The organism is Paenibacillus sp. MMS20-IR301 (assembly GCF_032302195.1).
Taxonomy (GTDB): domain Bacteria; phylum Bacillota; class Bacilli; order Paenibacillales; family Paenibacillaceae; genus Paenibacillus_AQ.
In genome coordinates, this window is record NZ_CP135275.1 from 5090001 (window position 1) to 5115438 (window position 25438).

General features: G+C 52.9%; 15 protein-coding genes, 2 rRNA genes and 3 riboswitches (1 of these 20 running past the window's edge). Of the genes, 3 read left to right on the top strand and 14 right to left on the bottom strand.

Annotated elements, in window-relative coordinates; genetic code table 11:
• From LOS79_RS21700 to LOS79_RS21740, 9 genes are all read right to left on the bottom strand, one after another.
• A 23S ribosomal RNA gene (locus LOS79_RS21700) occupies nucleotides 1–787 on the bottom strand; it reaches 2139 nt to the left of the window's first position.
• A gap of 323 nt (nucleotides 788–1110) precedes the next feature.
• Nucleotides 1111–2658 (bottom strand): 16S ribosomal RNA (locus LOS79_RS21705).
• Together the 16S and 23S rRNA genes form the textbook arrangement of a ribosomal RNA operon.
• A gap of 372 nt (nucleotides 2659–3030) precedes the next feature.
• On the bottom strand, nucleotides 3031–3840 hold the full coding sequence (locus LOS79_RS21710) for a transglutaminase-like domain-containing protein (protein WP_315412261.1): 810 nt from the start codon (nucleotides 3838–3840) through the stop codon (nucleotides 3031–3033).
• Nucleotides 3841–3853: 13 nt separating this feature from the next.
• Nucleotides 3854–3934: riboswitch (cyclic di-GMP riboswitch) on the bottom strand.
• A gap of 74 nt (nucleotides 3935–4008) precedes the next feature.
• A riboswitch (cyclic di-GMP riboswitch) is annotated at nucleotides 4009–4089 on the bottom strand.
• A gap of 125 nt (nucleotides 4090–4214) precedes the next feature.
• Nucleotides 4215–4865 carry a class D sortase gene (locus tag LOS79_RS21715; protein ID WP_315412262.1) on the bottom strand — a complete coding sequence of 217 codons (651 nt, stop codon included), beginning with the start codon at nucleotides 4863–4865 and terminating at the stop codon, nucleotides 4215–4217.
• Nucleotides 4866–4904: 39 nt separating this feature from the next.
• Complete coding sequence (locus tag LOS79_RS21720; protein WP_315412264.1) at nucleotides 4905–5309, bottom strand: GtrA family protein; 405 nt, start codon at nucleotides 5307–5309, stop codon at nucleotides 4905–4907.
• The gene (locus LOS79_RS21725) at nucleotides 5299–6276 is read right to left on the bottom strand and encodes a glycosyltransferase family 2 protein (protein ID WP_315412265.1); all 978 of its coding nucleotides are present in this window, start codon (nucleotides 6274–6276) and stop codon (nucleotides 5299–5301) included. Before LOS79_RS21725 ends, LOS79_RS21720 begins: the two co-directional genes overlap by 11 nt.
• A 55-nt stretch (nucleotides 6277–6331) precedes the next feature.
• Nucleotides 6332–10132 (bottom strand): glycosyltransferase family 39 protein, encoded by a 3801-nt coding sequence (locus LOS79_RS21730; protein ID WP_315412267.1) that lies wholly within the window; start codon nucleotides 10130–10132, stop codon nucleotides 6332–6334.
• Between the two features lie 35 nt (nucleotides 10133–10167).
• Nucleotides 10168–12153 (bottom strand): ArnT family glycosyltransferase, encoded by a 1986-nt coding sequence (locus LOS79_RS21735; RefSeq protein WP_315412269.1) that lies wholly within the window; start codon nucleotides 12151–12153, stop codon nucleotides 10168–10170.
• A gap of 126 nt (nucleotides 12154–12279) precedes the next feature.
• On the bottom strand, nucleotides 12280–13680 hold the full coding sequence (locus LOS79_RS21740; RefSeq protein WP_315412270.1) for an NCS2 family permease: 1401 nt from the start codon (nucleotides 13678–13680) through the stop codon (nucleotides 12280–12282).
• Between the two features lie 123 nt (nucleotides 13681–13803).
• Nucleotides 13804–13903, bottom strand: a riboswitch (purine riboswitch).
• Nucleotides 13904–14256: 353 nt separating this feature from the next.
• On the opposite strand from LOS79_RS21740, the gene rsgA reads away from it, so the two are divergent.
• A complete protein-coding gene (gene rsgA / locus LOS79_RS21745; RefSeq protein ID WP_315412271.1) occupies nucleotides 14257–15270 on the top strand; it encodes a ribosome small subunit-dependent GTPase A in 1014 nt (337 codons plus the stop codon).
• On the top strand, nucleotides 15267–16268 hold the full coding sequence (locus LOS79_RS21750; protein ID WP_315412273.1) for an aminoglycoside phosphotransferase family protein: 1002 nt from the start codon (nucleotides 15267–15269) through the stop codon (nucleotides 16266–16268). The genes rsgA and LOS79_RS21750 overlap by 4 nt, the downstream gene beginning before the upstream one ends.
• Before the next feature lie 80 nt (nucleotides 16269–16348).
• On the opposite strand, the gene guaA is transcribed toward LOS79_RS21750, so the two are convergent.
• From guaA to LOS79_RS21770, 4 genes are all read right to left on the bottom strand, one after another.
• Complete coding sequence (gene guaA / locus LOS79_RS21755) at nucleotides 16349–17887, bottom strand: glutamine-hydrolyzing GMP synthase (protein WP_315412274.1); 1539 nt, start codon at nucleotides 17885–17887, stop codon at nucleotides 16349–16351.
• 230 nt (nucleotides 17888–18117) lie between these two features.
• Nucleotides 18118–20361, bottom strand: coding sequence for a DUF4129 domain-containing transglutaminase family protein (locus tag LOS79_RS21760; RefSeq protein ID WP_315412276.1), 2244 nt, complete (start codon nucleotides 20359–20361; stop codon nucleotides 18118–18120).
• Nucleotides 20330–21733 carry a DUF58 domain-containing protein gene (locus LOS79_RS21765; RefSeq protein ID WP_315412277.1) on the bottom strand — a complete coding sequence of 468 codons (1404 nt, stop codon included), beginning with the start codon at nucleotides 21731–21733 and terminating at the stop codon, nucleotides 20330–20332. The genes LOS79_RS21760 and LOS79_RS21765 overlap by 32 nt, the downstream gene beginning before the upstream one ends.
• Before the next feature lie 180 nt (nucleotides 21734–21913).
• Nucleotides 21914–23335 carry a polysaccharide deacetylase family protein gene (locus LOS79_RS21770; protein WP_315412278.1) on the bottom strand — a complete coding sequence of 474 codons (1422 nt, stop codon included), beginning with the start codon at nucleotides 23333–23335 and terminating at the stop codon, nucleotides 21914–21916.
• 109 nt (nucleotides 23336–23444) lie between these two features.
• On the opposite strand from LOS79_RS21770, the gene LOS79_RS21775 reads away from it, so the two are divergent.
• Entirely contained in the window at nucleotides 23445–24125 is a 681-nt protein-coding gene (locus LOS79_RS21775; RefSeq protein ID WP_315412280.1) for a DedA family protein, read from the top strand.
• A 6-nt stretch (nucleotides 24126–24131) separates the two neighbouring features.
• On the opposite strand, the gene LOS79_RS21780 is transcribed toward LOS79_RS21775, so the two are convergent.
• Nucleotides 24132–25403: an MFS transporter gene (locus LOS79_RS21780; RefSeq protein ID WP_315412282.1), complete on the bottom strand. Its 1272-nt coding sequence runs from the start codon at nucleotides 25401–25403 to the stop codon at nucleotides 24132–24134.
• Nucleotides 25404–25438 lie beyond the last annotated feature (35 nt).

Here is a 25438-nt window from a genome sequence, read left to right on the forward strand (position 1 = left end):
GGGTTCGGGCCTCCAGTGCGTGTTACCGCACCTTCACCCTGGACAGGGGTAGATCACACGGTTTCGGGTCTACGTCCACATACTCAGTCGCCCTATTCAGACTCGCTTTCGCTGCGGCTCCGGCTTCTCACCTTAACCTTGCATGTTAAACGTAACTCGCCGGTTCATTCTACAAAAGGCACGCCATCACCCATAGATCGGGCTCTGACTTTTTGTAAGCACACGGTTTCAGGTTCTATTTCACTCCCCTTCCGGGGTGCTTTTCACCTTTCCCTCACGGTACTGTTTCACTATCGGTCGCCAGGTAGTATTTAGCCTTAGCAGATGGTCCTGCTGGATTCATACGGGGTTTCACGTGCCCCGCACTACTCGGGATCCGTCTCGGAGAGAACACAGTTTAGGCTACAGGGCTTTTACCTCTATCGCGGGCCTTTCCAGACCTCTTCACCTACCATATTCCTTTGTAACTCCATGTGAGACGTCCCACAACCCCAAGAGGCAAGCCCCTTGGTTTAGGCTGTTCCGCGTTCGCTCGCCGCTACTGACGGAATCACTATTGTTTTCTCTTCCTCAGGGTACTTAGATGTTTCAGTTCCCCTGGTCTGCCTCTGCACACCCTATGTATTCAGGTATGAGTAACTGTGCATTACCACAGCTGGGTTTCCCCATTCGGACACCCCCGGATCAAAGCTTGCTTACAGCTCCCCGAGGCAGTTTCGTTGTTCGCCACGTCCTTCGTCGGCTCCTGGCGCCTAGGCATCCTCCGTGTGCTCTTATTAGCTTAACCAACGCTCCGGTGTTTCGCTTGTTTGCTCATCTTGTTTTGAATGACGCCTCCGGATCACTCCGTATGCTAGATCATTCAAAGCCAAAGGTCGCTGCACAATCGAAAACCTTCGCTATTCATCAACTAATAACTATTTCAACTTGCTTACACAAGTTTCAGCTAAAAGATGTTCTAAAACGCAAATTCGTTTCGGTATCCAGTTTTCAAGGATCAAGTCTTACTTGAGAGCTTAAACTCTCAAAACTGACCAACGAGTGAGTAACTAACCGACCGGTTAGATTTAAAATTTGAATGTCTTCATTGCAGAAGACGATTCTCCATAGAAAGGAGGTGATCCAGCCGCACCTTCCGATACGGCTACCTTGTTACGACTTCACCCCAATCATCTACCCCACCTTCGGCGGCTGGCTCCCTTGCGGGTTACCCCACCGACTTCGGGTGTTGTAAACTCTCGTGGTGTGACGGGCGGTGTGTACAAGACCCGGGAACGTATTCACCGCGGCATGCTGATCCGCGATTACTAGCAATTCCGACTTCATGCAGGCGAGTTGCAGCCTGCAATCCGAACTGAGACCGGCTTTGCTGGGATTGGCTCCACCTCGCGGCTTCGCTTCCCGTTGTACCGGCCATTGTAGTACGTGTGTAGCCCAGGTCATAAGGGGCATGATGATTTGACGTCATCCCCACCTTCCTCCGGTTTGTCACCGGCAGTCACTCTAGAGTGCCCAGCCTTACCTGCTGGCAACTAAAGTCAAGGGTTGCGCTCGTTGCGGGACTTAACCCAACATCTCACGACACGAGCTGACGACAACCATGCACCACCTGTCTCCAATGCTCCGAAGAGGGGCACTATCTCTAATGCTTTCATTGGGATGTCAAGACCTGGTAAGGTTCTTCGCGTTGCTTCGAATTAAACCACATACTCCACTGCTTGTGCGGGTCCCCGTCAATTCCTTTGAGTTTCAGTCTTGCGACCGTACTCCCCAGGCGGAGTGCTTACTGTGTTAACTTCGGCACCAAGGGTATCGAAACCCCTAACACCTAGCACTCATCGTTTACGGCGTGGACTACCAGGGTATCTAATCCTGTTTGCTCCCCACGCTTTCGCGCCTCAGCGTCAGTTACAGCCCAGAAAGTCGCCTTCGCCACTGGTGTTCCTCCACATATCTACGCATTTCACCGCTACACGTGGAATTCCACTTTCCTCTTCTGTACTCAAGTCACCCAGTTTCCAGTGCGACCCCAGGTTGAGCCCAAGGTTTAAACACCAGACTTAAATGACCGCCTGCGCGCGCTTTACGCCCAATAATTCCGGACAACGCTTGCCCCCTACGTATTACCGCGGCTGCTGGCACGTAGTTAGCCGGGGCTTTCTTCTCAGGTACCGTCACTCCGGTAGCAGTTACTCTACCGGACGTTCTTCCCTGGCAACAGAGCTTTACGATCCGAAAACCTTCATCACTCACGCGGCGTTGCTCCGTCAGGCTTTCGCCCATTGCGGAAGATTCCCTACTGCTGCCTCCCGTAGGAGTCTGGGCCGTGTCTCAGTCCCAGTGTGGCCGTTCACCCTCTCAGGTCGGCTACGCATCGTCGCCTTGGTGAGCCGTTACCTCACCAACTAGCTAATGCGCCGCAGGCCCATCCTCAAGCGGCAGATTGCTCCGCCTTTCATTCTTCTCCCATGAGAAAAAAGAAATTATCCGGTATTAGCTACCGTTTCCGGTAGTTATCCCAGTCTTGAGGGCAGGTTGCCTACGTGTTACTCACCCGTCCGCCGCTAAGCATTTCCCGAAGGAAATACTCCGCTCGACTTGCATGTATTAGGCACGCCGCCAGCGTTCGTCCTGAGCCAGGATCAAACTCTCCAATTTGTATTGAAAAGAGCGATTGCTCATTTTGAAACATCTGACGAGAATTTACATTCTCTGTTTTGGAATCACATAAGTGAATTCCGATACTCACTCGTTGTTCAGTTTTCAAAGATCAAACTCGTTGTCAGCGGCGATTATCTCGTCACCAGCAACTCTTATAATATATCACGTTCGTTCGAGTAAAGCAAGTCTTTTTTTGAAACCACTTTTTTAAGTCATTTCCAAATCAACTTTCCCGCTCCAACAACGCTCATTTATAATAACCTATCTCTCTACTAAAAAGCAACCCTTTAGCAAAATAAAAATAACCCGCTTAATAATTAAGCGGGTTATTCGCGAATAAATCTATCAATTGTATGAGTACAGCTATTCTTAGTAGAACTTAGCTGCAGTATATTTGCTTGCTACTTTAACCAGATCAGAAGTTTTGCTGTTCTTAGCCAGACCTGCATCAACAGTAGTATCAATAATTACCCATTTGCCGTTAAGCAGCACTTCATTCCAAGCGTGGTAGGAAGAAACATAACTTGTGTTCCCCATAACCAGTTTAGTTGGGATACCTTCGCTGCGAAGCATAGTAGCAAACAGGGAAGCGTAATCGTAGCAGATCCCTTTAAGGGTTGCCAGAGTGTTATCGTTATTAGGAATGTAATCAGTAGATACATTAGCAGCCAATGTGTAATCATATTTCACGTTAGCAACAACATAGTCATAGATAGCTTTCACTTTAGCTTCATCTGTAGTCAGACCTTGTGTCAATTGTGCTGCTTTCAGGACTGCCTTATCAGTAGAATTCCATTTAACATTCTGAACAGAGCTCAGGTATACAGCGTTAGTGTCGCTCAGGTTAAGATCTACTGTATCGGAAGAAACTACTTTATATTTGTTACCGGTAGTATTCTCAAGCACGGAAACCTTGTAAGTGCCGTTACCTTGTTGCAACGGGAAAGTCTCACTTGGTTTGGAAGCATACAGGTTGTAAGTGTAGCTAGTGCTGTCTTTAGTAATCATGACTTTGATCTTCTTGTCTTTAGGAACATTATAGGAAACGCCGACAACGCCTTGATCCAATTGTCCGACTTTTAACCAGCTTGTATCTGCCTCAGCCGCTTGGACTGTACCAACCTGCACCGTTGTAACCAATACGAACAATGTAACTAACATCATATAGAACTTTTTCATTGATAAAACCCCTTTCGGTAGCTGGCTGCCATCCTTACGGGAAGGCCCTTTAGCTTTGCGTCCCTACCTTTCGATAGGTTTGCCGTTATCGTATAAGCTTTATCTGCTCTAAATTCTACCAAAAAATCAATAGATTTACATAAAGAACAAACAAAAAAAGCTTCTTCATTCGGTAGCTGGCTGCCATCCTTACGGGAAGGCCCTTTAGCTTTGCGTCCCTACCTTTCGATAGGTTTGCCGTTATCGTGTATTAGCTTTGATAGTTACATCTTACCATATCTATTTCTATTATCAAGACCTAAATTACTAGATTTACATAAAAATTTAATAGTTTTTTTAGGTTTTTGTCTGTTGCTGTCATCAAGGCAGATGAATCAGGTTAATTTGGCATGGATAATCAGCCGGTGCGTCGGGTTCACCAGCGGATCACAAGTAATGAGGGTAAGAATCTTATCCTCTTTATTCCCCTCAAGCACCGATACATCGGTAGGCTCCACGACAGAAACATCATATACTACATATTCGTACTTCTGCCCGCTTGTTGTAATAATGATATCGTCACCAATGCCTACTTCATTTAATCTATTGAACAGCCTTCCCGCTGTTCTTGCTCTATGGGCTGCAATTGCAGCATTGCCAACTGAGCCGATTGCTGCCGTCTCCTTCATGTGCGCAGCAGCATGCTTCATATTGGCCTTGGTCGCACCTTCAAGGACAGGCAGCTTCAGATCAATACTGTCAATCTGGATGATGGCGGTTATTTTTCCGCCGAGTTCAATTTCAGGAGCTGCTGTAGGCGCAGCCTCTTCCTGGGCAGATTCATCTGCCAGCAGCTGGGTAACCTCGGCGTAGGACTCACTCAAATTCGTATCCGGATTAGTATCCGCCGGAGTGATTTCACTATAAGCCTGCTCGGCCTCTTCCAGCAGCTTCTGCTGCTGACGGTCATTGTACCATTCGCTTCCTTTGGGATAGAGCATAACCAGAACCCCGGCAAGTATAATCAAATAGGATAACTTCCGCATGATAATCGCCTCCGTAATAAAGATCTATAATATATTAGCTCAAAACACCCATTTACGGTTGCCAAAAAAATTGATGATTACCGTAACAAACGTAACAAGCACCTTCGCTATAAGAACCTGAATACCAAATGTTTCAGTCAGCAGATGTATCAGCAGCACCGAAATCCCCAGGACGGCCAGATTCAGCACAATAAATTTGACAAGCTGCATCCGGTCAAAGCTGTTTTTGCTGCCCCGGTCCGTGTCACGAAAGGTCACTTTTTTATTCCAGAAAAAGCTGTTGGCTGTACCGGCGCTGTAGGAAATAATCTGTGCAGGGGTGTTCAGCATCCCTAATGCATGCAGCAGCGTAAATACGGCGAAATCAATCAGCGTATTCAGCAGGCCGACGGCGTTGAATTTCAGGAACTGGATAAACCCTGCACTCCAAAGCTTATCTGGCATAATCGCTTTCCTTCCGGGTATCTACGGCTTCCTCATTGTCGTATCCTTTGGTCTCGCGTACGATATAGAGCGGTCTGTCCTTGGATTCATCATAAATCCGCCCGATATATTCACCGATTACTCCCAGCAGCATCAGCACAATCCCGTTAAAGAGCAGATTCACCCCTACTATGGAAGCCCAGCCCGCTACCGTCCAGGAGGTAAAGAGCTTCTGGAATAATACAAAGATCAGATAAAGGAAACTGGAGAAGGACAAGAAGAAACCGATATACGACGCAATCTTGAGCGGTTTATGAGAAAAGGAAGTGATTCCGTCGAGCGCAAAGCGGATCATTTTCTTCAGCGGGTATTTCGTTTCCCCGGCGAAGCGCTCCTCACGCACATATTCCACCATCGTCTGGCGGAACCCGACCCAGCTCACCAGTCCCCGGACGTACCGGTTTTTCTCCTTCAGGCCGCGCAGCACATCACAGACTTTACGGTCAATCAGCCGGAAGTCACCGGTATCCGTAGGGATCTCTACACTGGTCATGCTGCTCAGCAGGCGGTAGAAGATTTTTGCAGTGGCTTTTTTGAAGAAAGTCTCCCCGTGCCGTTTCAGGCGCTTGGCGTAAACAACATCGTAGCCCTCTTTCCACTTCGCAATCATCTGCAGAATGACTTCCGGAGGATCCTGAAGATCCGCATCAATGACTACAACAGCCTGGCCTTCAGCGTAATCCATACCAGCAGTAATCGCCACCTGATGGCCGAAATTACGGGAAAAGTCAATCAGTCTGACATGCTCATCCCTGTTACTGATTCCGCGCATAATCTCAGCTGTACGGTCCCGGCTTCCGTCATTCACGAAAACCAGTTCATAGGAATCGCCACACTCATCCATCACTGCTTTGAGCCGCTCATAGGTATGCTGAATGACCTCCTCCTCATTGAACATGGGGACAATTACACTGTATCTGGCTTTCACCTGGGTTCCTCCTAAATATTTGGTGTAACGATTCCAGTTCCTGGCCGGCTGTTCCTTAGAACAGCCAGGACGGGAACCAGCGTAATACATGTATTATATAATTACTGTTAACCTGCATGCCAGATAACACCGGATAGAATAGGATGAACAGTATGGCTGCACCCGCTATATAACCATACCGCAAGTACTTGGCGTCAAGGAATTTGCTGTCAAGTATCTTGAGAACATATACTACCGCAAGAATCAGGAACGGCACCATGGCAAAATAATGATAAAGGAAGGTCTCCCGAGGTACAAGCATCCACGGAACATACTGCGAGAAGAAAGCGATCCAAATCATGTACAGGTCCTTGTCCCGGCGCTTCACAGTAAGCCATACCGCTGCCAGCATGGCAAAGATTCCCGTCCACCAGATGAGCGGATTCCCCATCGTCACAATACTGCTGGCCTTGCCCTCCGGCAAGCCTTCTCCGCCGCTGAAGAACCATACCGGACGTTTCATGAACGGCCACTCCCACCAGGAGGAAGCGAACGGATGCGTTGCTACAAGCTGGCTGTGATAGTTGTACATATTTTTCTGGGCATCAATCAGCCCCTTTATAGTATAACCCTCCGCCGATGCAGATAGTGCAGGGATGAAGGACAGGCTGTAGATAATTACCGGAATAATAACGAAGAATCCGATGCAGCTGGCCAGCGTAATTACGGTATTCTTCCAGAACGACCTGTCCGCGGTGCGGCAGGCGGCTTTGAGCTCCTGATCGGTCAGCTTGCCTCCGGCCAGCAGCCGCCCCGCTGCCTTATACTCCCTGTACCGCTCAAACAGCACAAGTGCCAGCATGATGGCCAGCCCCGCCCCGCCGTAAAGAACGATCCATTTGGAGGCGACTCCGATTCCGAAAAACAGCCCGGACCAGAACAGCGGAACCAGCGTAGTGCGCAGCGGGGTGCGGTAGAAATTCATGGTGAAATACCGCTGCATGAAATAGAACATCAGCATGATAAAGAATACGCCGTACACATCTATTGTCGATATGCGCGTCTGGGTGAAATGCATGAAGTCCAGCGCGAAAAGTCCGGCGGCAAGCGCAGCATAAGTAGTTCTCCGGAACAGCCGCATCGCCATAATATAGATCAGCGGCAACATGGCGATTCCAAACAAGGTGCCAATGATCCGCCAGCCGAACGGATTAACGCCGAACAGCTCCATACCTGCACCAATCAGCAGCTTCCCGAGCGGCGGGTGGGTATTCTCATAAGGCACTATTCCGTGATAATGTTCATAAGCTGTCCGGGCATGATAGATTTCATCAAAATAAGTACTATTCATGAAATTCGAATTCAGCGGAATGATAGATTGTTCATCAAACAGATTAGCCGGTGTCCCTCTTACAGGCACTGCACCGGCATCCGGTACAACATTCGCAATCGTCAGCGGAGTTTCCGGCGCACCCTGCTGATAGAAGGCTATCTCATGCAGGATGAAGCCCGGAGAAGTGACCGTAAGCTTAACATATCTTGCGGATACGTTGACCGGCTGGCTTTTCCAGATGAAGACATTGCCGACATCCTCACTGACCTCAAACGGGCTGCTCCAATTATCCGGCGTCTGGCTGAATTCAAGCTGAAACTTGCCTGTGCCGACACCGCCGAATACCTTCACCTGCTCCAGCGGATAATCCTGTCCCAGATCCACATAGAAGCTCTCGCCGCTGGCAGACGGCTGCCACACAGTCTGAGGCGACTTGGTATCTCCGAGATGATAAAGCGCAAGTGCTCCGTAAAGAACGGTGATCAAAGCCATCCATATCCAGTCTTTACGCTGCAGTCCCAGCCGGGAACGCTGCTCTTTGGCGGCAAGCGGCCGGATTCCCCCGGCAAGTGCCACATCCGCCTCAAATACTGCCGTCATCGTGACCGGCGGTGCCAGCGGCTTCACCGCTTTGCGGATATATACGTCGTATCCGATATACAGGGTATAGAAGGCCAGAATCAATGTTGTAATTGCTGTAACCAGAACAATTCCGTCCGTTGGCGGATTGCCGCCGGTATTAAGATAGGCCAGCGTATACCCTACATTGATGTATTGTGTCAGGGAAAACCCGAGAAACAGCGTCAGGAAACGCCGGTCTTTACTCTCAATAAAGGCGAACAGCGACAGGAGCAGGACCGGGTACAGGTAGCGCTCATGCATTTTGGTGCCAAATACAAACACAATTGTGATCAATACAATACCAATGAAGAATGATTTGGAGAGATCCTTACGGTCCTTGGTATTAAAGGAGAAATACGCTGCAAGGGCTACTGCCGCAAGAATAAAGATGAAACCCCATATCCGGTAAGGTATGCCGAGCCACGTCAAATCCAGAGCGGACCACATCGGATCTGTTAATGCATACAGGTTAAAGGCATTTACAGTTGAGTAAGGGTACGATGATAAGGTGGCTTTATACAAATTAATCAATCCCGCAAAGCCGCCGTTGTTCCAGAAGAACGGGGCTGCGAGGAAAGCGAAGATCCCCAGTCCGTAGACGGCTCCCAGGGCAAGCTGCTTCCAGGCCCGGTGATGATAGAAGGCAAACAGCAGCACCGGAGTAAAGATCAGCGCCTGCGGTTTAACCAGTGTAGCCAATGCGAAAAAGATTGCTGCACGGATAAAGGTTTTGTCCACAATGCCCGTAATGCTGAGCAGCAGGAAGATTAGGAAAAAGGAATCCGCCTGCCCCCAGGCCGCCGAGTCCATCAGCACTGCCGGGTTAAACAGGAACAGCATCATCAGCCCGATACCGAGGCCGGCACCGATTTTGGGTTTGGCGCCTTTGTAAATCAGCCAGCCGAGCACAAGGTCGGAGATGATTGCCGGCAGCTTGTAGAGAAGCGTCTCCCCGCCTGATCCGCCGGCAAAGCCAAACAGTCCGCGAAGCAAGCCCAGCAGGTAGAGCACATACAAGTATCCGGGCGGATAGTCCGCAAAGTAGCCTTCTTCATAGAACTTGCCCGGACCAAGATCATTCAGCCGCTGACTCCAGGCAATGAATGTATTCATATCATTCTTATAGCCCTGCGCGGTAAGGCCGATCCAGATCCGCAGAAGCAGTGCAGCGCCGAACAGTACATAGAGCCATCTCGTATAGATTGCATTATGCTGGATCAGCAGACGCTCGCTGCGGAAGGCCCTGTTATATAGAAGCGCAAAAAATATACTGAAGACAGCTGATATGAGCAGCAGCTTGGCAGGCGAAACCTTATGAGGCGTTTCCGCCGCCGCGCTGTCCCCGCCTCCACCCGCTTCAGCCGCAGGTGCTCCGCTATCCAGTGAAACTACGCTTGCTCCCGCCGGAAGAGCATCCAGCTGCTCCACGGACAGATCATCGAAATAAGCCTTGCCCTGAATCAGGCTGGCATAACCGCCGAGCGCAGCCCCTATAGTGACCTCTGTCTGCCCGGCACCGGTCTGGCCGATGAACTCAAGATACTGCCAGTTGCCTGTTGTATCCAGAGTGGACGGATATCCCCCTCCGATTCCTACAGGGAAGATATTAGCTCCCATTCCTTCGCCTGCAGTTGTTACCACTTTGACGAATCCGGATATTCTGTAATAGGTGTCCGGTGTCACGGCAACCGTCTGCACCCACTTCAGATGGTTGGCTGCAAAATTCTCGATTACAGCCGCCTTACTTCCGGAATGCACATCCTCCGACTGCACAGACAGGGTACCGGAGGCATCTCCGGCAATCCACATATCCTTGCTCCAGCCAGCAGGCGCTCCGTCCTCTCCTTCTTCAAAGCCAGGATTCTGCAGTAAATTCCCTTCGGCATAAATGTTTGTTACAGGAAGAATAAATAATAAGAGCATTAATAAAGCCGTTACAGCCGCACGCATATTCCTCATCATCGTTCCACCCTCACCTCGTCAATATTAATCCAGCCGTTGCCGCCGGTTATGTAAATTTCCGCCTGCCCGCTCTGATCCAGAGTAACAGCAGGAAGGCTAATCTGCGTATAGTTCTCCCCCGCAGGCAGTTCAGCCTCTGCCAGCACTGCCCCTGCCATGCGGATTCCAAATTTCCCGCCGCTGCCGCCGCTGCTGACCATCACAGACAGCTTATATTCTCCGGGCTCAGCTGCGAACAGCTGTGACACGCTTTTATCTGTTCCCGGATCAAGATAGGCTAGTCCCCTTCCCGCGTAAGGATTATTGGACGCTACACCTGTTCCCGCAGTGAAGCTCCAGCCCGGCGTTCCCTCTTCAAAGCCGCCATTCCGGAAATCCCCAGCAGCAGCAGCCGTTACCTCGGGAGCATTCGGCCCGGCACCTCCGGTCTGATTGCTGTTAGTAACCATCACGCTGTAGCCCGTGAATCTTGTTATTGTATACTCCGCACCCGCCGCCGGGACAGGTGAGTTATTCCCGAAGATATATGCCGCGTCAGCAGGCACAGTGTCCAGGCTGCCAAACTTGTACCTTCCAAAGGAGGTCACCTGCTGGAAAGCATCGCCCGGATTGGCATATAAGACTGAGTCCTGGAAATCCCGCGGACTGATCCTCTCATAGAACAATACAAATATATAAGGCATATTCACTTCATTCGCAATATAGACCTCACCTTGGCTATGATCAGAAGCATACTCCACAGCCTCCCCGAAGGATTCAAAGAAAGCAGGACCGATCCGGTCAGGGAATTCACGGAAGTAGCTGTTCGAGAACAGAATAAACATCAGGGCAAACACCGCAGCAGCCAGCCAGGCCGCCCCTCTTACTTTGCCTGCAAGCCACATAAACCCGGCGCTTACCAGCATAATAAACGGATAGAAGACAATATTGATCCGGTTGATATTCACATCAGTAATAAAAGCCATAAGTACAGCAAGCAGCAGCCACAGCAGCAGAGCTCCCTGCCCGGCTGCCTCACGCCGTCTTGTCCACCAGGCATGCGCAGTAACAATCAGCCCGATACCCGCAAACGGCAGCGCGGCCGGATAAGCGTATCCGTAAGGAGCAATTGAATTCCACGGCAGCCCGTCACTTCCGCTATACATCAGCTTGCAGAACGTACTGAAGTTATGTGCAGCAGTCTCCAGCAGCTGTCCGCCGAATACCGATGAAATCTGTTCAACCCGCGGCATGGTGAGCTTCGGAATCGTGAACAGCGGAGTCGCAATATTCTGCATGGAATAGTGATTAATAATAATAAACAACAGTATAGGCAGAGCCATCGCAGCAAACAGCAGGGCATTCCATGCCAGTGTCCGCAGCTTCAGTCCCCTACTATACAATAGAAGAATTGCTGTACCGAACGCAAATAAAGGCACGAAGAAGTAGGCAGTTCCGTAAGCATACAAGGAGAGGGCCAACATACCTGAGAATGCGTAAAGCCATCCTGGGCGGCTTAAGGACCGCAGCAGAAAATATAGTGCAATTAAGATCAGCGTAGGGAAAAGATTCGATTCCAGCGCCCATCTGGACATCATAATATGCCAGGGATTAATCGCAATAAAGAACATCGCGGCTGTTCCTGCTCTGGATGATGAGGACAGCTGCCTCATTATTAAATAGAAGATAATCATGCTGAGCAGTCCCATCACCAGGCTGAGCGCCCGCACCGACAAGGGCGTCAAGCCGAACAGCAGCAGAAACGGCATGGACAAATAGGCATAAAGCGCATTCTGTCCGCTACCCCAGGCAATCAGATGAACGGGCAGCCGGACGCCGTTCCGGTCCATTCCATAGTGAAGAATTGCGTAGGCATCATAGCCGATAGAAGCTTCATCCTGATTCAGCCCCGGCGGTATTGAAGTTATGTATAGAATACGGACCGTTGCCCCCAGCAAGAACAGCAGTAACGGCCAGGGATTATTAATGCATGACTTGTACACTCGCTTAAATAACCCGGACAACATTTATCACCTCTTCAACAATATAATCTAATATGTACAAAAAGAAAACGGCCCCTTCATATTATTGAAGGAGCCGCAGATTTAGAATTAGTTATCTTACGGTGCTTAGCCTTGGCTGCCGATAAGGACATAACGCAGAATAATCAGTACAGCCAGTACCCACATCATCCAGTGGATATCATATTTCTTCTTGCCGGCCAGGTTAGCTACGCAAGCGAGAATTACATAAGTTACGATACCGAACGAGATACCGTTAGCAATGTTATAAGTGAAAGGCATAATGACGAAGGTCAGGAAGGCCGGGATCGCCAGCACCATGTCCTGGAAGTCAATATCGCGGATCGATTGTGCCATCAGTACGCCGACAATAATCAGCGCAGCTGCTGTAGCAGGTCCGGGAATCAGGGCAACAACCGGGGCAAGGAATAAAGCGAGCAGGAAGCAGGCGCCTGTAGTTACTGCAGTCAGGCCCGTACGGCCGCCTTCAGCTACACCGGCAGCACTCTCAACGTAAGCAGTAGTTGTGGAAGTACCCAGAACCGCTCCGCCTGCAACAGCGATCGCATCGACAAACATCGCGTTTCCGACACGTTTTTTGCCTTCTTCAGGATTCTTCATAATTCCTGCACGCTCAGCAGTACCAACGAGTGTACCGAAAGTATCAAACAATTCTACAAAGGTAAAGGTAGCAATGGCGGAAACAATACCGGTGTGCATAATGCCTTCCCAGTCAAATTCCCAGAAGTTGAGTTGTGTGAAATCAGGAATCCAAGGCGTCTGCGGGTTGCTCAGGGAACTGAAATCTACAGCGCCCATCAGGATCGCCGCCAGTGTAGTACCCAGGATACCGAACAGGATTGCGCCTTTTACACGCAGGACCATCAGGATAGAGATCAGCAGCAGGCCGATAATAACGAGCTGAACATTCGTATTTTCCAGGCTGCCCATATGAATTACAGTTTCGAACGAAAGTACATCTGTGAATTTATTAGCGGCAATGTCGCTGCCGGCTTCAACGCCGATTGTCATCAGTCCGCTGTTCTTCAGGCCGATGATCGTGATGAACATCCCGATACCAACGGTAATGGCATGCTTCAGGCTGTCAGGAATAGCGGTAAGCAATATTTGCCGGACCCGGGTTACAGTCAGCAGGATGAAGATGATACCGGAGATAAATACAGCGGTAAGACCCATTTGCCAAGTGAACTGATGTTCAGTAGTAGCAGAAGACAATACAACGGATGCAAAATATGCGTTAAGGCCCATACCAGGTGCCAGAGCTACCGGGAAGTTGATGAATAACCCCATGGCGATTGTGAAAATACCTGCTGCCAGCGCCGTAGCCAGAAATACGGAATACCATCCCATATCAATACGGCCGAAGGCGGTTAAAGTACTCGGGTTAACCGATAGGATATAAGCCATTGCCATAAACGTGGTCAGACCGGCCATAATCTCTGTGCGTACTGTAGTGCCGTTCTCTTTCAACTTGAAAAAGCGGTTCAAATTGTTCTCCCCCTAAGGTGTATGTTGTGCCATTACAGCAACAGAAAAGCCGGCATCTTGGAGACACCGGCCCGAAAAAAAGAGTGATCTGCCGGACGCTCCGGTTATGGCCGGTCATTCGGGGCAGCTGCTCTTCTTAATCGTAGCCAGGTCATTACGGTGACCTCGTAGAGACTTCCAGGCCAATTCCCGGAATTATACGAATATGTATTTGCTGTAGTGCTCTATCATAATAGGTGTATATGACATCTCTTGTCAATGGTAAATACGAACATTATTCTTTAACTTGTTACTATTGTTCGTAAATTAAACATTTTCATGACAAATTCCGCCCAGGCCAGCTAAGATCCGCCAAACAATACAGGGAAAATGCGGATGAAACTGTTACTTTCTGCGTATAGCATTTACTGCCCGCCAGTTAATATACAGCGCAGCAACGAAAATTATTATAATCAAACTGTACATGGATTATTATTCCAACTGGTGTTAGCCTGAAATAGCTTAGCGATAAGCAAGTTTCTGCACCAGAAGTAACCTTTCGTAAATACAACATTATAAGGAGCCCTTCCCAAAAAAATGATTGATTTGACAACCTATGGCTACACCCAAATAGAAGACCCCCCCTCCGGCTTATTACCCGGCAGAATTACGGAGCTGCGGAGGGAACGCTTCACGGTTATAACCGGGCGGGGCGAAGTAACGGCTGTGCTCAAAGGCACGTTCTACCACAAAGCAGAAGCGCGGGAGGACTTTCCGTGCGTCGGCGATTTCGTCCTGCTGCGTCATAACGGGAGCGGGGATTCGCTCATCGTCACCCTGCTCCCCCGCCGCTCCAAGTTCTCACGCGCGGATTACTCAGGCCATGCAGCCGGCTATACCAAAACCATTCTGGAGCAGGTCGTCGCTACCAACTTTGATTATGTATTTATCCTTTCATCGCTGAATTCGGATTTCAATGTCACCCGTATCATGCGCTATCTGACACAGGCCAGGCAGAGCGGCGGACAGCCGGTCGTCATTCTCACCAAGGCTGATCTTATCGGAGACAGCAGTGACCTGCTCGCAGAAGTAAGGCACAGCATGCCTGATGTGCCGGTTCACGCGGTATGCAGCCATACCGGACAAGGGCTGAACGAGCTCGCCTCCTATCTGCTGCCCGGTAAAACAGCCGTTTTCCTCGGCATGTCAGGTGTCGGTAAATCCTCGTTGCTTAATGCGCTCATGGACCGCAGGGTCATGACAGTTAACACCATCCGTGAAGACGACAGCAGGGGACGGCATACGACAACACACCGCCAGCTCTGCATGCTTCCCTCCGGTGCAATGGTCATCGATACGCCCGGTATGCGCGAGCTTGGGCTTTATGCTGCCGAGGAGGGCATACACGCAGAATTCAGCGATGTGGAGCAATGGTTTACACAGTGCCGGTTTCATGATTGCCGCCATCAGAGCGAGCCAGGCTGTGCCGTTCTCGCTGCTCTTGCCGGCGGATCCTTGCCGCGCGAACGATGGGAGCGTTATCTTGCCCAGCAGCAGGAGAGTAAGTTCGTCCGGAACAAAACAAAGAAAAATGGAGGTTATGTGAAATGAATATCCAAACGCAAACGCTGACCCATGCTTTAAGCCAGCTTTTCAAAACTAAAATCGTCTCTGCTGACAGTGAGGCTCTGTCTTTACAAGGCGGGACTGTAGCCAATGTGTACCTCGTATCCGGAAATGCGGAATCGGCCGGCGGGGAGAGCTTCCCGTACCGCATCGTTCTGAAAATCCAGAAGAAATGGGAGCGTTACAGCGACCCTGGTTCATGGCGCCGGGAATACGATCTCTACTCGTCTGAGCTGGGAGCGACCTTCACGGACACCTTCCGCTGGCCGGTATGCTATCACGCTGAACTCAATGACGACGAAACTGAATTCCAGCTGTGGCTGGAATATGTCAGCGGCGTATCCGGCCTGGACCTGACCGGTGACATGTATGAGCAGGCCTCGCTGGAGCTGGGACGGTATCAAGGCAAATTGCTTGCAGAGCAGCCTGCCTTGCTGCAGAGCCTGACCAATCTGAGTCAGCCTGATTTCATGAAAAATGACTATCTGCATTACAGATCATGGCCTGCCGTTTACAATTATCTCCGCTCGGAGGCATGCGAATTCCCGCAGCATGTGCGGGATATGCTTATCGGTCTCGATGAGCACGCAGAAGAGATATTCTCCCGGATTGAACAATTGCCTCTTGTATTATGCCACCGGGATTTCTGGGTAACTAACCTGTTCTATGCAGACGGAACAATCCGTCTCCTGGACTGGGACACCAGCGGCTGGGGCTACCCGGGCGAGGATCTCGCCAGCCTGCTTGCAGATGAAGCGGATATTGAGCATATGGCGGAATACTACAAGCGCTGTATCCCCGCCTATTACAAAGGATTCTCAGAATATAGTGATGCGCTTCCCGCCGCTCACTGCGTCCATGAGATGATGCTCATTAAATTCGGGTACAGGCTTGTCGATGGATATCTGCACGCAGAAGGCGCGGAAGCGAAATCACAGAATCTGCATACGCTCCAGAAAATTTATGAGATGAAATCTGTCTAAATCGGCCGGCTGAATATTCAACTGATTACAAAAAAACTCCGGAACCCTGATACAGCAGGGTTCCGGAGTTTTCTTTTATACTATTCCCACTCGATAGTCGCTGGCGGTTTCGAAGTAATGTCGTACACGATCCGGTTAACGTTATCGACTTCGTTGACGATGCGGACGGAGATTTTCTCCAGCACATCCCAAGGGATACGCGCCCAGTCAGCGGTCATGCCGTCGATGGAAGTAACCGCACGGATACCTACGGTGTAGGAATACGTACGCTCATCGCCCATAACGCCAACGCTCTTCATGTTAGGCAAGGCGGTGAAATATTGCCAGATTTCGCGGTCCAGACCGGCTTTGGCAATTTCCTCACGCAGAATGTAGTCGGAATCCCGGACGATCGTCAGCTTCTCTTCAGTAACTTCACCGAGTACACGGATCGCCAGACCCGGACCCGGGAACGGCTGGCGCCACACAATGGCATGCGGCATACCGAGCTCTTCACCCAGCTTGCGGACCTCATCCTTGAACAGGGTATTCAGCGGCTCGATCAGGCTGAATTTCATATCTTCAGGCAATCCGCCTACATTGTGGTGCGACTTGATGGTCTGAGCTGTCGCTGTTCCGCTCTCTACGATATCTGTATAGAGTGTGCCCTGCGCCAGGAATGCGAAGTCACCCAGCTTGGCCGATTCTTCGTCGAAGCAGTAAATGAACTCATTGCCGATGATCTTACGTTTCTGTTCGGGGTCGGATACGCCGGCCAGCTTGCCGAGGAAGCGGTCACGGGCGTCGATTTTGACTACATGGATATCGAATTTGCCGACAAAGGTCTCCATTACGCTCTCTGCCTCACCTTTACGCAACAGGCCGTGGTCAATGAACATACAGGTCAGCTGGTCGCCGATGGCCCGGTGAATCAGCATAGCCACAACGGAGGAATCGACACCCCCGCTAAGTGCGCACAGCACCTTTTTGTCGCCGACTTTGTCGCGGATATCCTTGACCGCATCATCGATAAACGACTCCATCGTCCATTTGCCCTCGCAGCCGCAGACCTCATACAGGAAGTTCGAGATCATCTCATTCCCGTTCACAGAGTGGCGTACCTCAGGGTGGAACTGGACCGCAAAGAATTTGCGTGCATCATTGCTCATCGCTGCGATTGGAGCACTCTCTGTGCCTGCATCCAGCTTGAAGCCTTCCGGAAGCTCCACGACATGGTCCCCGTGGCTCATCCATACGGTCTGGCTGCTCTCAAGACCCGCTGCAAGCACCGAGCCCGGCGCGAATTCAACATCCGCTTTACCGTACTCCCGTTTAGCTGCCCGTTCTACCTTGCCGCCCTGCTGCTGAGCCATGAGCTGCATCCCGTAGCAGATTCCGAAGATCGGAAGCCCCAGGTCATAAATCGCCGGATCCACATGCGGTGCATCCTCGGCATATACGCTGCTTGGTCCGCCTGAGAATACAATTCCCTTCGGCGACAATGACTTGATCTTCTCTACTGGAGTATTGTACGGCAGAAGCTCGCTGTATACCCCCAGGTCCCGGATTCTGCGCGCGATAAGCTGGTTATACTGTCCCCCGAAATCCAGAACAACGATTATTTCATTTGGCTTGTTCATTACTTGCCTCCCTTGATTATTGGATTCATTATACTCATGGTTAATTCTCATCGTCAAGGAAAGGCGGCCTGCCATTTGCAAGGCATGGTGTCCATGCAGGGCGGGCATTGAATAGCTGCGGATAGGTCTCTACAGGAAGCTGTCCAGCTTTTGGAAAGCGTATCCGCTTCCATGTCCTCCGCTTCCCAAAAAGACGTCTGCTGCCGGAGCAGCGGACGTCTCAGGTTGGTTCACGCCAGACGAAAAGTCATCAGCAGACAGTTCGCTATAAAAGCTGCCGCAGCGGCGGATTCCCCGCTGCGGCGCGCGGCAGGCGCCGTACTGCCGCTGTACGCCAGGGTCTCCCACTGGCGTACAAAGTCCCGGACGGCGGCGCGCAGCCGCCGGTCCTCGATCGCCAGGGAGTCGGCATACTCCCTGGCGGTAACCCCGGGCGGCGGCGGCCCATACCGCGCCGCCAGCCCGTGCCAGGCCAGAGCGGCAGCGCGCAGCTGCCGCTCCCGGCTGAGCCGGCCGGCGCGCCGCAGCGCCGGCAGCAGGGCCAGGCTGCGCCGCCAGCGCACAGCGGCGGCCAGCAGCAGCGCCGCCACCGCAGGCGGCGCAAGGGAAGTGCCGCCCGCCTGCGGCAGGGCGGCGGACAAGCGGGCTTCCGGCGGCGCGGCGGAAGCCGCCGGGATTGCCTCCGCTGCGCCTGCGGCAGCGGCGGGGGCGGAAGCCGGGGTGGGATCGAAGGGAACCCACCCGGCGCCGGGGAAGTAGACCTCGGTCCAGGCGTGGGCATCGGCATCGGTCACGCTGTAACGCTGCGGGACGGAGCCCGCCACTGCGGTTCCGGGGCCGTAGCCCTGGACATAACGGGCCGGAATGCCGCTTGCGCGCAGCAGGACCGTCATGGCCGTGGCAAAATGAACACAGTAGCCCTGCCGGGTCACAAAGAGGAAGTCATCGGCAAAATCGGCACCGGTCCCCGGCACCCTTGTCTGTAGCGTATAAGTATAATTTTGCTGCAGATACTTTGCTATAGCGGCAGCAGCCTCGTAACGGTTAGCTGCGGCGGCGGTAAGCTGCTCCGCCATGGTCCGGACACGCTCCGGCAAAGCCGGGGGCAGCTGCAGATACAGGCTGCTTACAGCTTCCGGGTCTTCCCCCTGCTCTAAGCGCAGCACAGCCGGATCGCTTTCCGGCAGCACCGACTTCACCGTGTACTCCGTTATGCGGGCGGAACCGTATGCTTCAGGCAGCCGGAAGCTGAGCTTCCCGGCACCGGCAAGCACGTAGCCAAGCAGGCTCCCGTCTGCCAGCCGGATATTCTGTACATCAATTACTGTACCTGCACCGAAGAGCGGCAGCCCGCCGGAGGAAGGGGCAGCGAACTGAATCCGCTGCAGGAGCGTCCCGCCCCGAGCGGCAGCCGGCGCTGATGCAGCCGGCTGCGCCGCCGGAAGACCCGTTAAACTAAGCGGGATATAGGAGGCGCCGCTCCGGATCCAGCGCCGGCCGTCGTAATAGGCGATGCTCTCTCCGCGCAGGTAAGCCGGAGCGGCGGCCGTGACTGTCATTACCTCCGCCCGGCCCGGCGTTAACGGTATGCCGAGTTCCCCGTTCCCGGTGCTGTAGCCTGTGCTGCCGCCCCCGGTTCCGGCGGGTGACGCTTCCATTTGCGCCGCTGCCCAGCTCTCCAGCTTATATAAGACAGGCTGTATGGTTAAGGGGGTACCCGGTCTCGCTCCCAGTACCTGCCCGCCTGTCCAGGCGCCTGCCGTTACAATTGCCGCTGCCAGGAATGTCCAGGCTCCCCAGCGAATATAAGGCAGCGTATGCCTTCCTGTGTGCCCCTGCAGCCGGAGCAGTCCGCTTAGCGACTTCATCCACACAATGAGGCCAATTGCCCCCAGTACATCGCCTGCGGTATCCACTGCATAGACTATATCGAGCACCAGGAGATACACCAGGGTTACGCCTGTAAAGAGCGTAATGCTTCCTCTGTAAAGTGCTAATTGCTGGACAGAGGTTACCAGAAGCCCCCAGCCAAGCACCAGAATCAGCAGCCGGCTGTCCTCGCTCAGCGCAGATACCCTTCCCGACAGAAGCTGGAGGACATCCTCCCGGATCATGGCTGTATAGAGCTTCAGCCAGTTAACTCCTTCACCCGCTGCGCAAAGATCGAACCAGGTCAGCAAGATCAGCAGAACCTGCCCGGCAGCCTGCAACAGGCGGGGAAGCTGGAGACAGCCCCAGATTAGCAGCACTGCAGCCGATACCATCAGAATTCGCAGCAATTCTGCAGTATCTTCCGGTACATCCAGCCGCTGCAAGGGCAGCAGCCACTCCAGGAACATCCCCATAATTGCCAAAGAGAACAGCCCGCGATAATACAGTGGACTGCTCCCTCTTACCCCGTCATCCTCCGCCTCTTGCCCCCTGCCGGCTGCCGGGAGCTCTCTAGCCTGATGTCGGCTTGCCTGGTGGTCCATAGTACTCCGCCTCCTTGTGCACCTGCGCAGGAGATACATCGTTCAGACAATGAATCCGGGCACCCAGCCGCATCAGGCTTCCGGCTATGGTTCCCGCCGGTTTCTGTACTGGAGCTCCGCCGCCGCCATTGCCCGGGGAAGGCAAATCCCAGACATAATACAGCTCTACCTTAAGCCCCTGGACCAAATAGCGGGCAAGCGTCCGCGCCGCCGCCTCCTCAAGCCGTCCGGTAATGACCGAAACCGTCATCCCGGGAATCCAGCTCCGCGAAGCATCTTCAAGCAGCCTGCTGAGGCTCTGTGTGCCTGTTGGTGTAATCTCGGTCAAGAGATTCTGCACTCTGCCGGGAATTTGCCCCAGCCCTTCATGCCGGGCCATTCCCTCAGGCCAGCCGCCGCTGTAGAGCTGAATGTATGCCCCCGTGCGCTCGGCCGTCAGCAGCATTCCCATTGCTGCAGAAACCGCCTGCTCGAAGGCAGGCATAACCGCGGCGCGCTGCCCGCGCGGAACAAGGGCGCCATAAGGAATCTCATAATCCTCCGGGCTGTTCGCAAGCACAATGCAGTTCATCCTTCCGGCTTCCCGTTCTGGTGTCTTACTCTGCAGCGTTCCCTTCCGGGCACTGCTCTTCCAGTGAATCCGGCTAAGCGGATCACCGGGGGCATAGTCACGGATATCCGCAGCTTCTGCGCTGCCCTGCTTCCCGCGCCCCGGAAGCACATACTCACCCGGCAGCGGGTGACTATCAGGCCGCATCCAGCCCGTATAGAGCGCCCGGGGGAGGACCCTAAAGCTCTCACGGCCGGTCTGGCGCCAGCCGCCTGTGAACAGGCCCGGCAAGTCTCCCCAGACCAGGCTGCTGCTGTTAAGCCGGTGTACACCTCTGGAGACAGACTCCAGTGTATAGGTATAGGTGAAGGAGCGGCGGAACCCGGGGAAGAGCAGCTCCTTATGGCCTCCCCCGCTCCACTCATCTGTAACAATGATCCAGGGAAGCGGAATTGTGGAGACAAAGCGGATCTGCACTTTAACGGTAACGTTATCTCCGGCTGAGGGCCGGGGAGGTGATACTGTACGGAGGACAGTTAACTTCCGCGGACCGCAGAGCTGCAGCAGCAGGCCGCCAAGGCTTACCAGTCCGCATGTAATCAGAAGCAGCAGCAGGGATTCGCCGCCCCGCCACAGGTACAGCCCAAGCGCGAGGGCAATCAGGGCCAGCATCCGCCCCCACTCCCATAGGGCACTGCGGGGATGCTGCCGCTGCTGCTTCTCCGCCTCGGGCTGCCCGTTGCGGTTCTCTTGTTTAGGTTCTTGCGCTTTCTGATCCAGCAAGGATGAAGAGGACAAAGAGGACACCCTTCCTTCGGTCATAGATTAGCTCCGCGCCGGCCGTTATACTTCAGGCATTGCGCTTTCAGGAGCCTATTATTATCTATTCTTCCCACGAAAAAGGGTGCCCAGACATTCTATTCAGCAAGCTGTATGTCTGCTGTTCACTATAGCCTGACTGTCATCGCGTTAAATATTAAACCTGATACTGCTGACACAGCTTCAGGAAGCCTTCACTCTTCGCTCCTCAGCATTCACACTGGCCTCCACAGGAGGATGACCTGCCGCTTCAAGTAAATCGCGCAGAGGTACCCATAGAGCGGAACCCAGAAGCTGCACACTTGTTGTCTTGGACTTTTCCGTACCGTCCGGCCCGACCACCAGCATCCGCTGCTGCCTGGAATCTACAATGAGCGTCCGGCCATTCCAGACCACTCTGCCGCTTCGGGTGGCAGTATCCCAGCCGACCTCCCCGCCCAGCCGTTCTACAGCCGTGCGGAGCGGCACATAATATTGCCCGCTGCGGATGCTGTATTCCCCGGGGGTAAGCTTCGTTTCCAGCTTTCCGACCTCAAGCGCAAGCGGTTTGCCGGGCGCAAACAATTCAGCGTTCGGAACAATATTAGCGGAGACCCAGGCCGTAGACGGCTTGCTCCGCTGCAGGGCTGTTGCCCGTGCGGAGACCCTGAACTGTACCGGCTCACTTTGTGCATCCAGCACCTCAAACTGGTAACCGGCGGCTTTGTAGCGCTCAATAATTGCCGGCAGCGCCTTGGCGCTCTGCTCATGGCCTGAACCGTCATGCAGCAGCAGGATTACCCTGGAGGACGTAAGATCAGCCACCGAATTGCGTACGATCTCTGCTGACGGTACTCCCCGGCGGCTGGAATCCCCGCTGTCGGCCGTCCAGTCCATAACCGTATAACCTGCCTGCTTCAGCAGATAAAAGTATGTCGCATCGAAATGGCCAAAGGTACCGCCGGGCGCACGGACAAGCTGCGGGCGGACCCCTGTGATTACTCTGACCGTTTCTTCGGTCTGTTTGATCTGCCGCCAAAATTCTGTGAAGCTGCTATATAAATCATGATAATTATGATTATAGGTATGATTGCCGATGGCATGCCCCTGCTCCCAGATCGCATTGATCAGCTCAGGACGGCTTGCAGCCTGATCTCCAAGTACAAAGAAGGTAGCCTTCACGTCCTGCTGCTTCAGAATCTTCAGCACTTCCGGGGTTACGGCACTCGGGCCATCATCAAAGGTGAGGTATACGGTCTTCTGCCCCGGACTGGGTACTGCAGCAGGACTAGATTTGGCTGCAGCGGCAGATACTTGTTGTACCGGAGAGGCTTGCCCGCCAGAGGCTGATCCGGCTTCCGGGGAGACGGAATGCAGCAGCTGCACCGGCTCTGCGCCGGCTGCTTGAACCGCGGGTGCGGGCAAATCTTGCGCCGGGACACCGAGAAGATTATTCTTAGAAGATACAGATATTGCATTGCCTGCTCCGGCGTGCCGGGAGAAGGTCTCCCCTGAAGCGGCAGATTGCCCTTTCTCCCCGCAGGCTGACAAATTTAATATTATTGCAGTTACCAGTAACCCGCGGATGATTAATCTGCAGATCGGATTTACCCGGCATTCCTTCATCTTCTCTACCTCCAGCATTCTATTGACGGATTCGCGTCATTTGGTAGATTGTATGAAGACAAGCCCCAAATTAGAATTAGGCAAGCTGCCTGCGGAGTGTGAATAATGTATGGAAATGCTGAAATGGATACAGGAATTGTTCGCCAGCTACGGATACAGCGTATTGTTCTTTGGACTTCTGCTGGAATTTATCGCCCTGCCCTTTCCGGGAGAGACTACTATGGCCTTCGCCGGCTTTCTGTCCTATACCGGAAGGCTTGATTTCTTTGCACTCGTTATTGTTGCCCTGGCCGGAACCACCGCCGGCATGACCATTACCTATTTCATCGGGCTTAAAGCGGGACTGCCGTTCATCCAGCGCTACGGCAAATGGTTCCTCTTCTCTCCGGCCAAGCTCGCCAAAACCCAGCACTGGTTTGAACGTTATGGCGCCGGGCTGATCTCCATCGGTTACTTCATTCCCGGCGTCCGCCATTTCACCGGCTATTTCGCCGGCATCATCGCCCTGCCTTTCCGCAAATTCGCTGTATATGCTTATGGCGGTGCATTATTCTGGGTGCTCCTGTTTCTCGGTATCGGCAAAATTTTCGGGCCGCAGTGGACCGGGATCTTTCACCTATTCGAAACCTATGCCCTCTGGATGATCTCAGGCGTGGCAGCCATCGCCGTGCTTATTATTGTGTACCGTTACCGCAGTGCCATCCGCCTCCGGCTGCTCCGGCGCAGTTCCGTTACTCCGCTTGAGGCTGAAGTGAAAGTGAAGGTCAAGGAATCCTCCAAAAGCCGCTGAGCCGCCCTATTCTTGGTGCAGCTTGTTCCCGCTGCTCTGCAGCAGGAAATATCCTCCCAGCAGCAGGGCGATCCCGGCAAAACCGGCTCCGCCCGCAAAGCCCAGCATCCGGGGCTCCACATAATCAAGCAGCCAGCCGGCGGTAAGCATAGAGAGGCCAAGAAGGGTGCCGCTCACCGCAGCAAGCAGCCCGAATACAGCCGGCTGCAGCACAGCCGGCGTCTCCCGCATCACCAGCGTATCCAGGCTTGCATTACCGATTCCTCCGGCCAGAGACAGCACAATGTACAGAAGAAATACTGTAATAAAGTGGCCGGCATTACTGATTGCCATCAGCAGAACCCCCTCCAGCAGCAGCCCGCAGAGCGCCACGGCCAGCAGCCTGGTACGAAGCAGCCGGCCGGCAAAAAAGCTCAGGCTAAGCCCAATCCCGAGCGCCGCATAGAACGCCCCTACTCCACTGTCCCCGGCCCGGAAGACCTGTATGGCATAGACACTGATCAGAACATTGTCCCAGCCGTTAATTATCGGCACAAGCAGTTCATAGCACAGGACAATCTGCAGCACCAGGCTGCCCGCAATCAGCTTCCGCAAAGCCCGCCGCCGGGGAGGCCCGGCAGTCAGGCTTAAGGAACTCCCCGTGCTTCCTGCCTGTGCAGATTGCACAACGTTGTTATTATCTCTGACGGCCGCTGAGCTTCCGTGCGGAATACCCATAATCAGCAGACCGGCCGTGAGGAAAGACACCGCGTTCATCACAAAGGCCAGATCCGGACCGAAGTAGAATGAGACGAGCCCCCCGGTAAAAGCGCCCAGTATAAGCACGCAGCCGTTCAGCAGCTGCTCTAGACCGTTAATCCGCAGTAAATCCTCCGGCGCAGCCAGCAGCGGAATATAGGATTTGCGTACCGGGCTATAGACTGCCTCGCCTGCAGCCATCACGAAGCCGCCGGCATACACCAGCCACAGCATTTCCTTGCCGTCCACAAGCATTAGGGATAAGGCTACAGGCACACGCAGGAAATCAACCGTCATCATGATGCCTTTGCGCGGAAGCCTGCTTGCCAGCAGCCCGCCAAGCGGTGCCATGAACAAATAAGGCAATACCCTCACTCCAAGCGATATGCCTACAGCCATTCCTGAACCGGTTAAATGAAGCACCAGCGCCAGCATGGCAATACTGCTGAACCGGTCACCGATACCGTTGATCAGGCCGGCAGCGAACAGCCGCCGGTACCCTCTATTGTTCCCCGTAAATAATCTTAAGCTGGCAGTCATTGTTTATGCTCCTCATTTAATTATATAATTATATA

What these genes read in the sequence shown, in the direction of transcription:
- guaA (WP_315412274.1), bottom strand. Translation starts at nt 17,887, where the DNA reads ATGAACAAGCCAAATGAAATAATCGTTGTTCTGGATTTCGGGGGACAG.
- LOS79_RS21770 (WP_315412278.1), bottom strand. Translation starts at nt 23,335, where the DNA reads ATGAAGGAATGCCGGGTAAATCCGATCTGCAGATTAATCATCCGCGGG.
- LOS79_RS21780 (WP_315412282.1), bottom strand. Translation starts at nt 25,403, where the DNA reads ATGACTGCCAGCTTAAGATTATTTACGGGGAACAATAGAGGGTACCGG.
- LOS79_RS21715 (WP_315412262.1), bottom strand. Translation starts at nt 4,865, where the DNA reads ATGCGGAAGTTATCCTATTTGATTATACTTGCCGGGGTTCTGGTTATG.
- LOS79_RS21750 (WP_315412273.1), top strand. Translation starts at nt 15,267, where the DNA reads ATGAATATCCAAACGCAAACGCTGACCCATGCTTTAAGCCAGCTTTTC.
- rsgA (WP_315412271.1), top strand. Translation starts at nt 14,257, where the DNA reads ATGATTGATTTGACAACCTATGGCTACACCCAAATAGAAGACCCCCCC.
- LOS79_RS21710 (WP_315412261.1), bottom strand. Translation starts at nt 3,840, where the DNA reads ATGAAAAAGTTCTATATGATGTTAGTTACATTGTTCGTATTGGTTACA.
- LOS79_RS21775 (WP_315412280.1), top strand. Translation starts at nt 23,445, where the DNA reads ATGGAAATGCTGAAATGGATACAGGAATTGTTCGCCAGCTACGGATAC.
- LOS79_RS21730 (WP_315412267.1), bottom strand. Translation starts at nt 10,132, where the DNA reads ATGCTCTTATTATTTATTCTTCCTGTAACAAACATTTATGCCGAAGGG.
- LOS79_RS21760 (WP_315412276.1), bottom strand. Translation starts at nt 20,361, where the DNA reads ATGGACCACCAGGCAAGCCGACATCAGGCTAGAGAGCTCCCGGCAGCC.
- LOS79_RS21720 (WP_315412264.1), bottom strand. Translation starts at nt 5,309, where the DNA reads ATGCCAGATAAGCTTTGGAGTGCAGGGTTTATCCAGTTCCTGAAATTC.
- LOS79_RS21765 (WP_315412277.1), bottom strand. Translation starts at nt 21,733, where the DNA reads ATGACCGAAGGAAGGGTGTCCTCTTTGTCCTCTTCATCCTTGCTGGAT.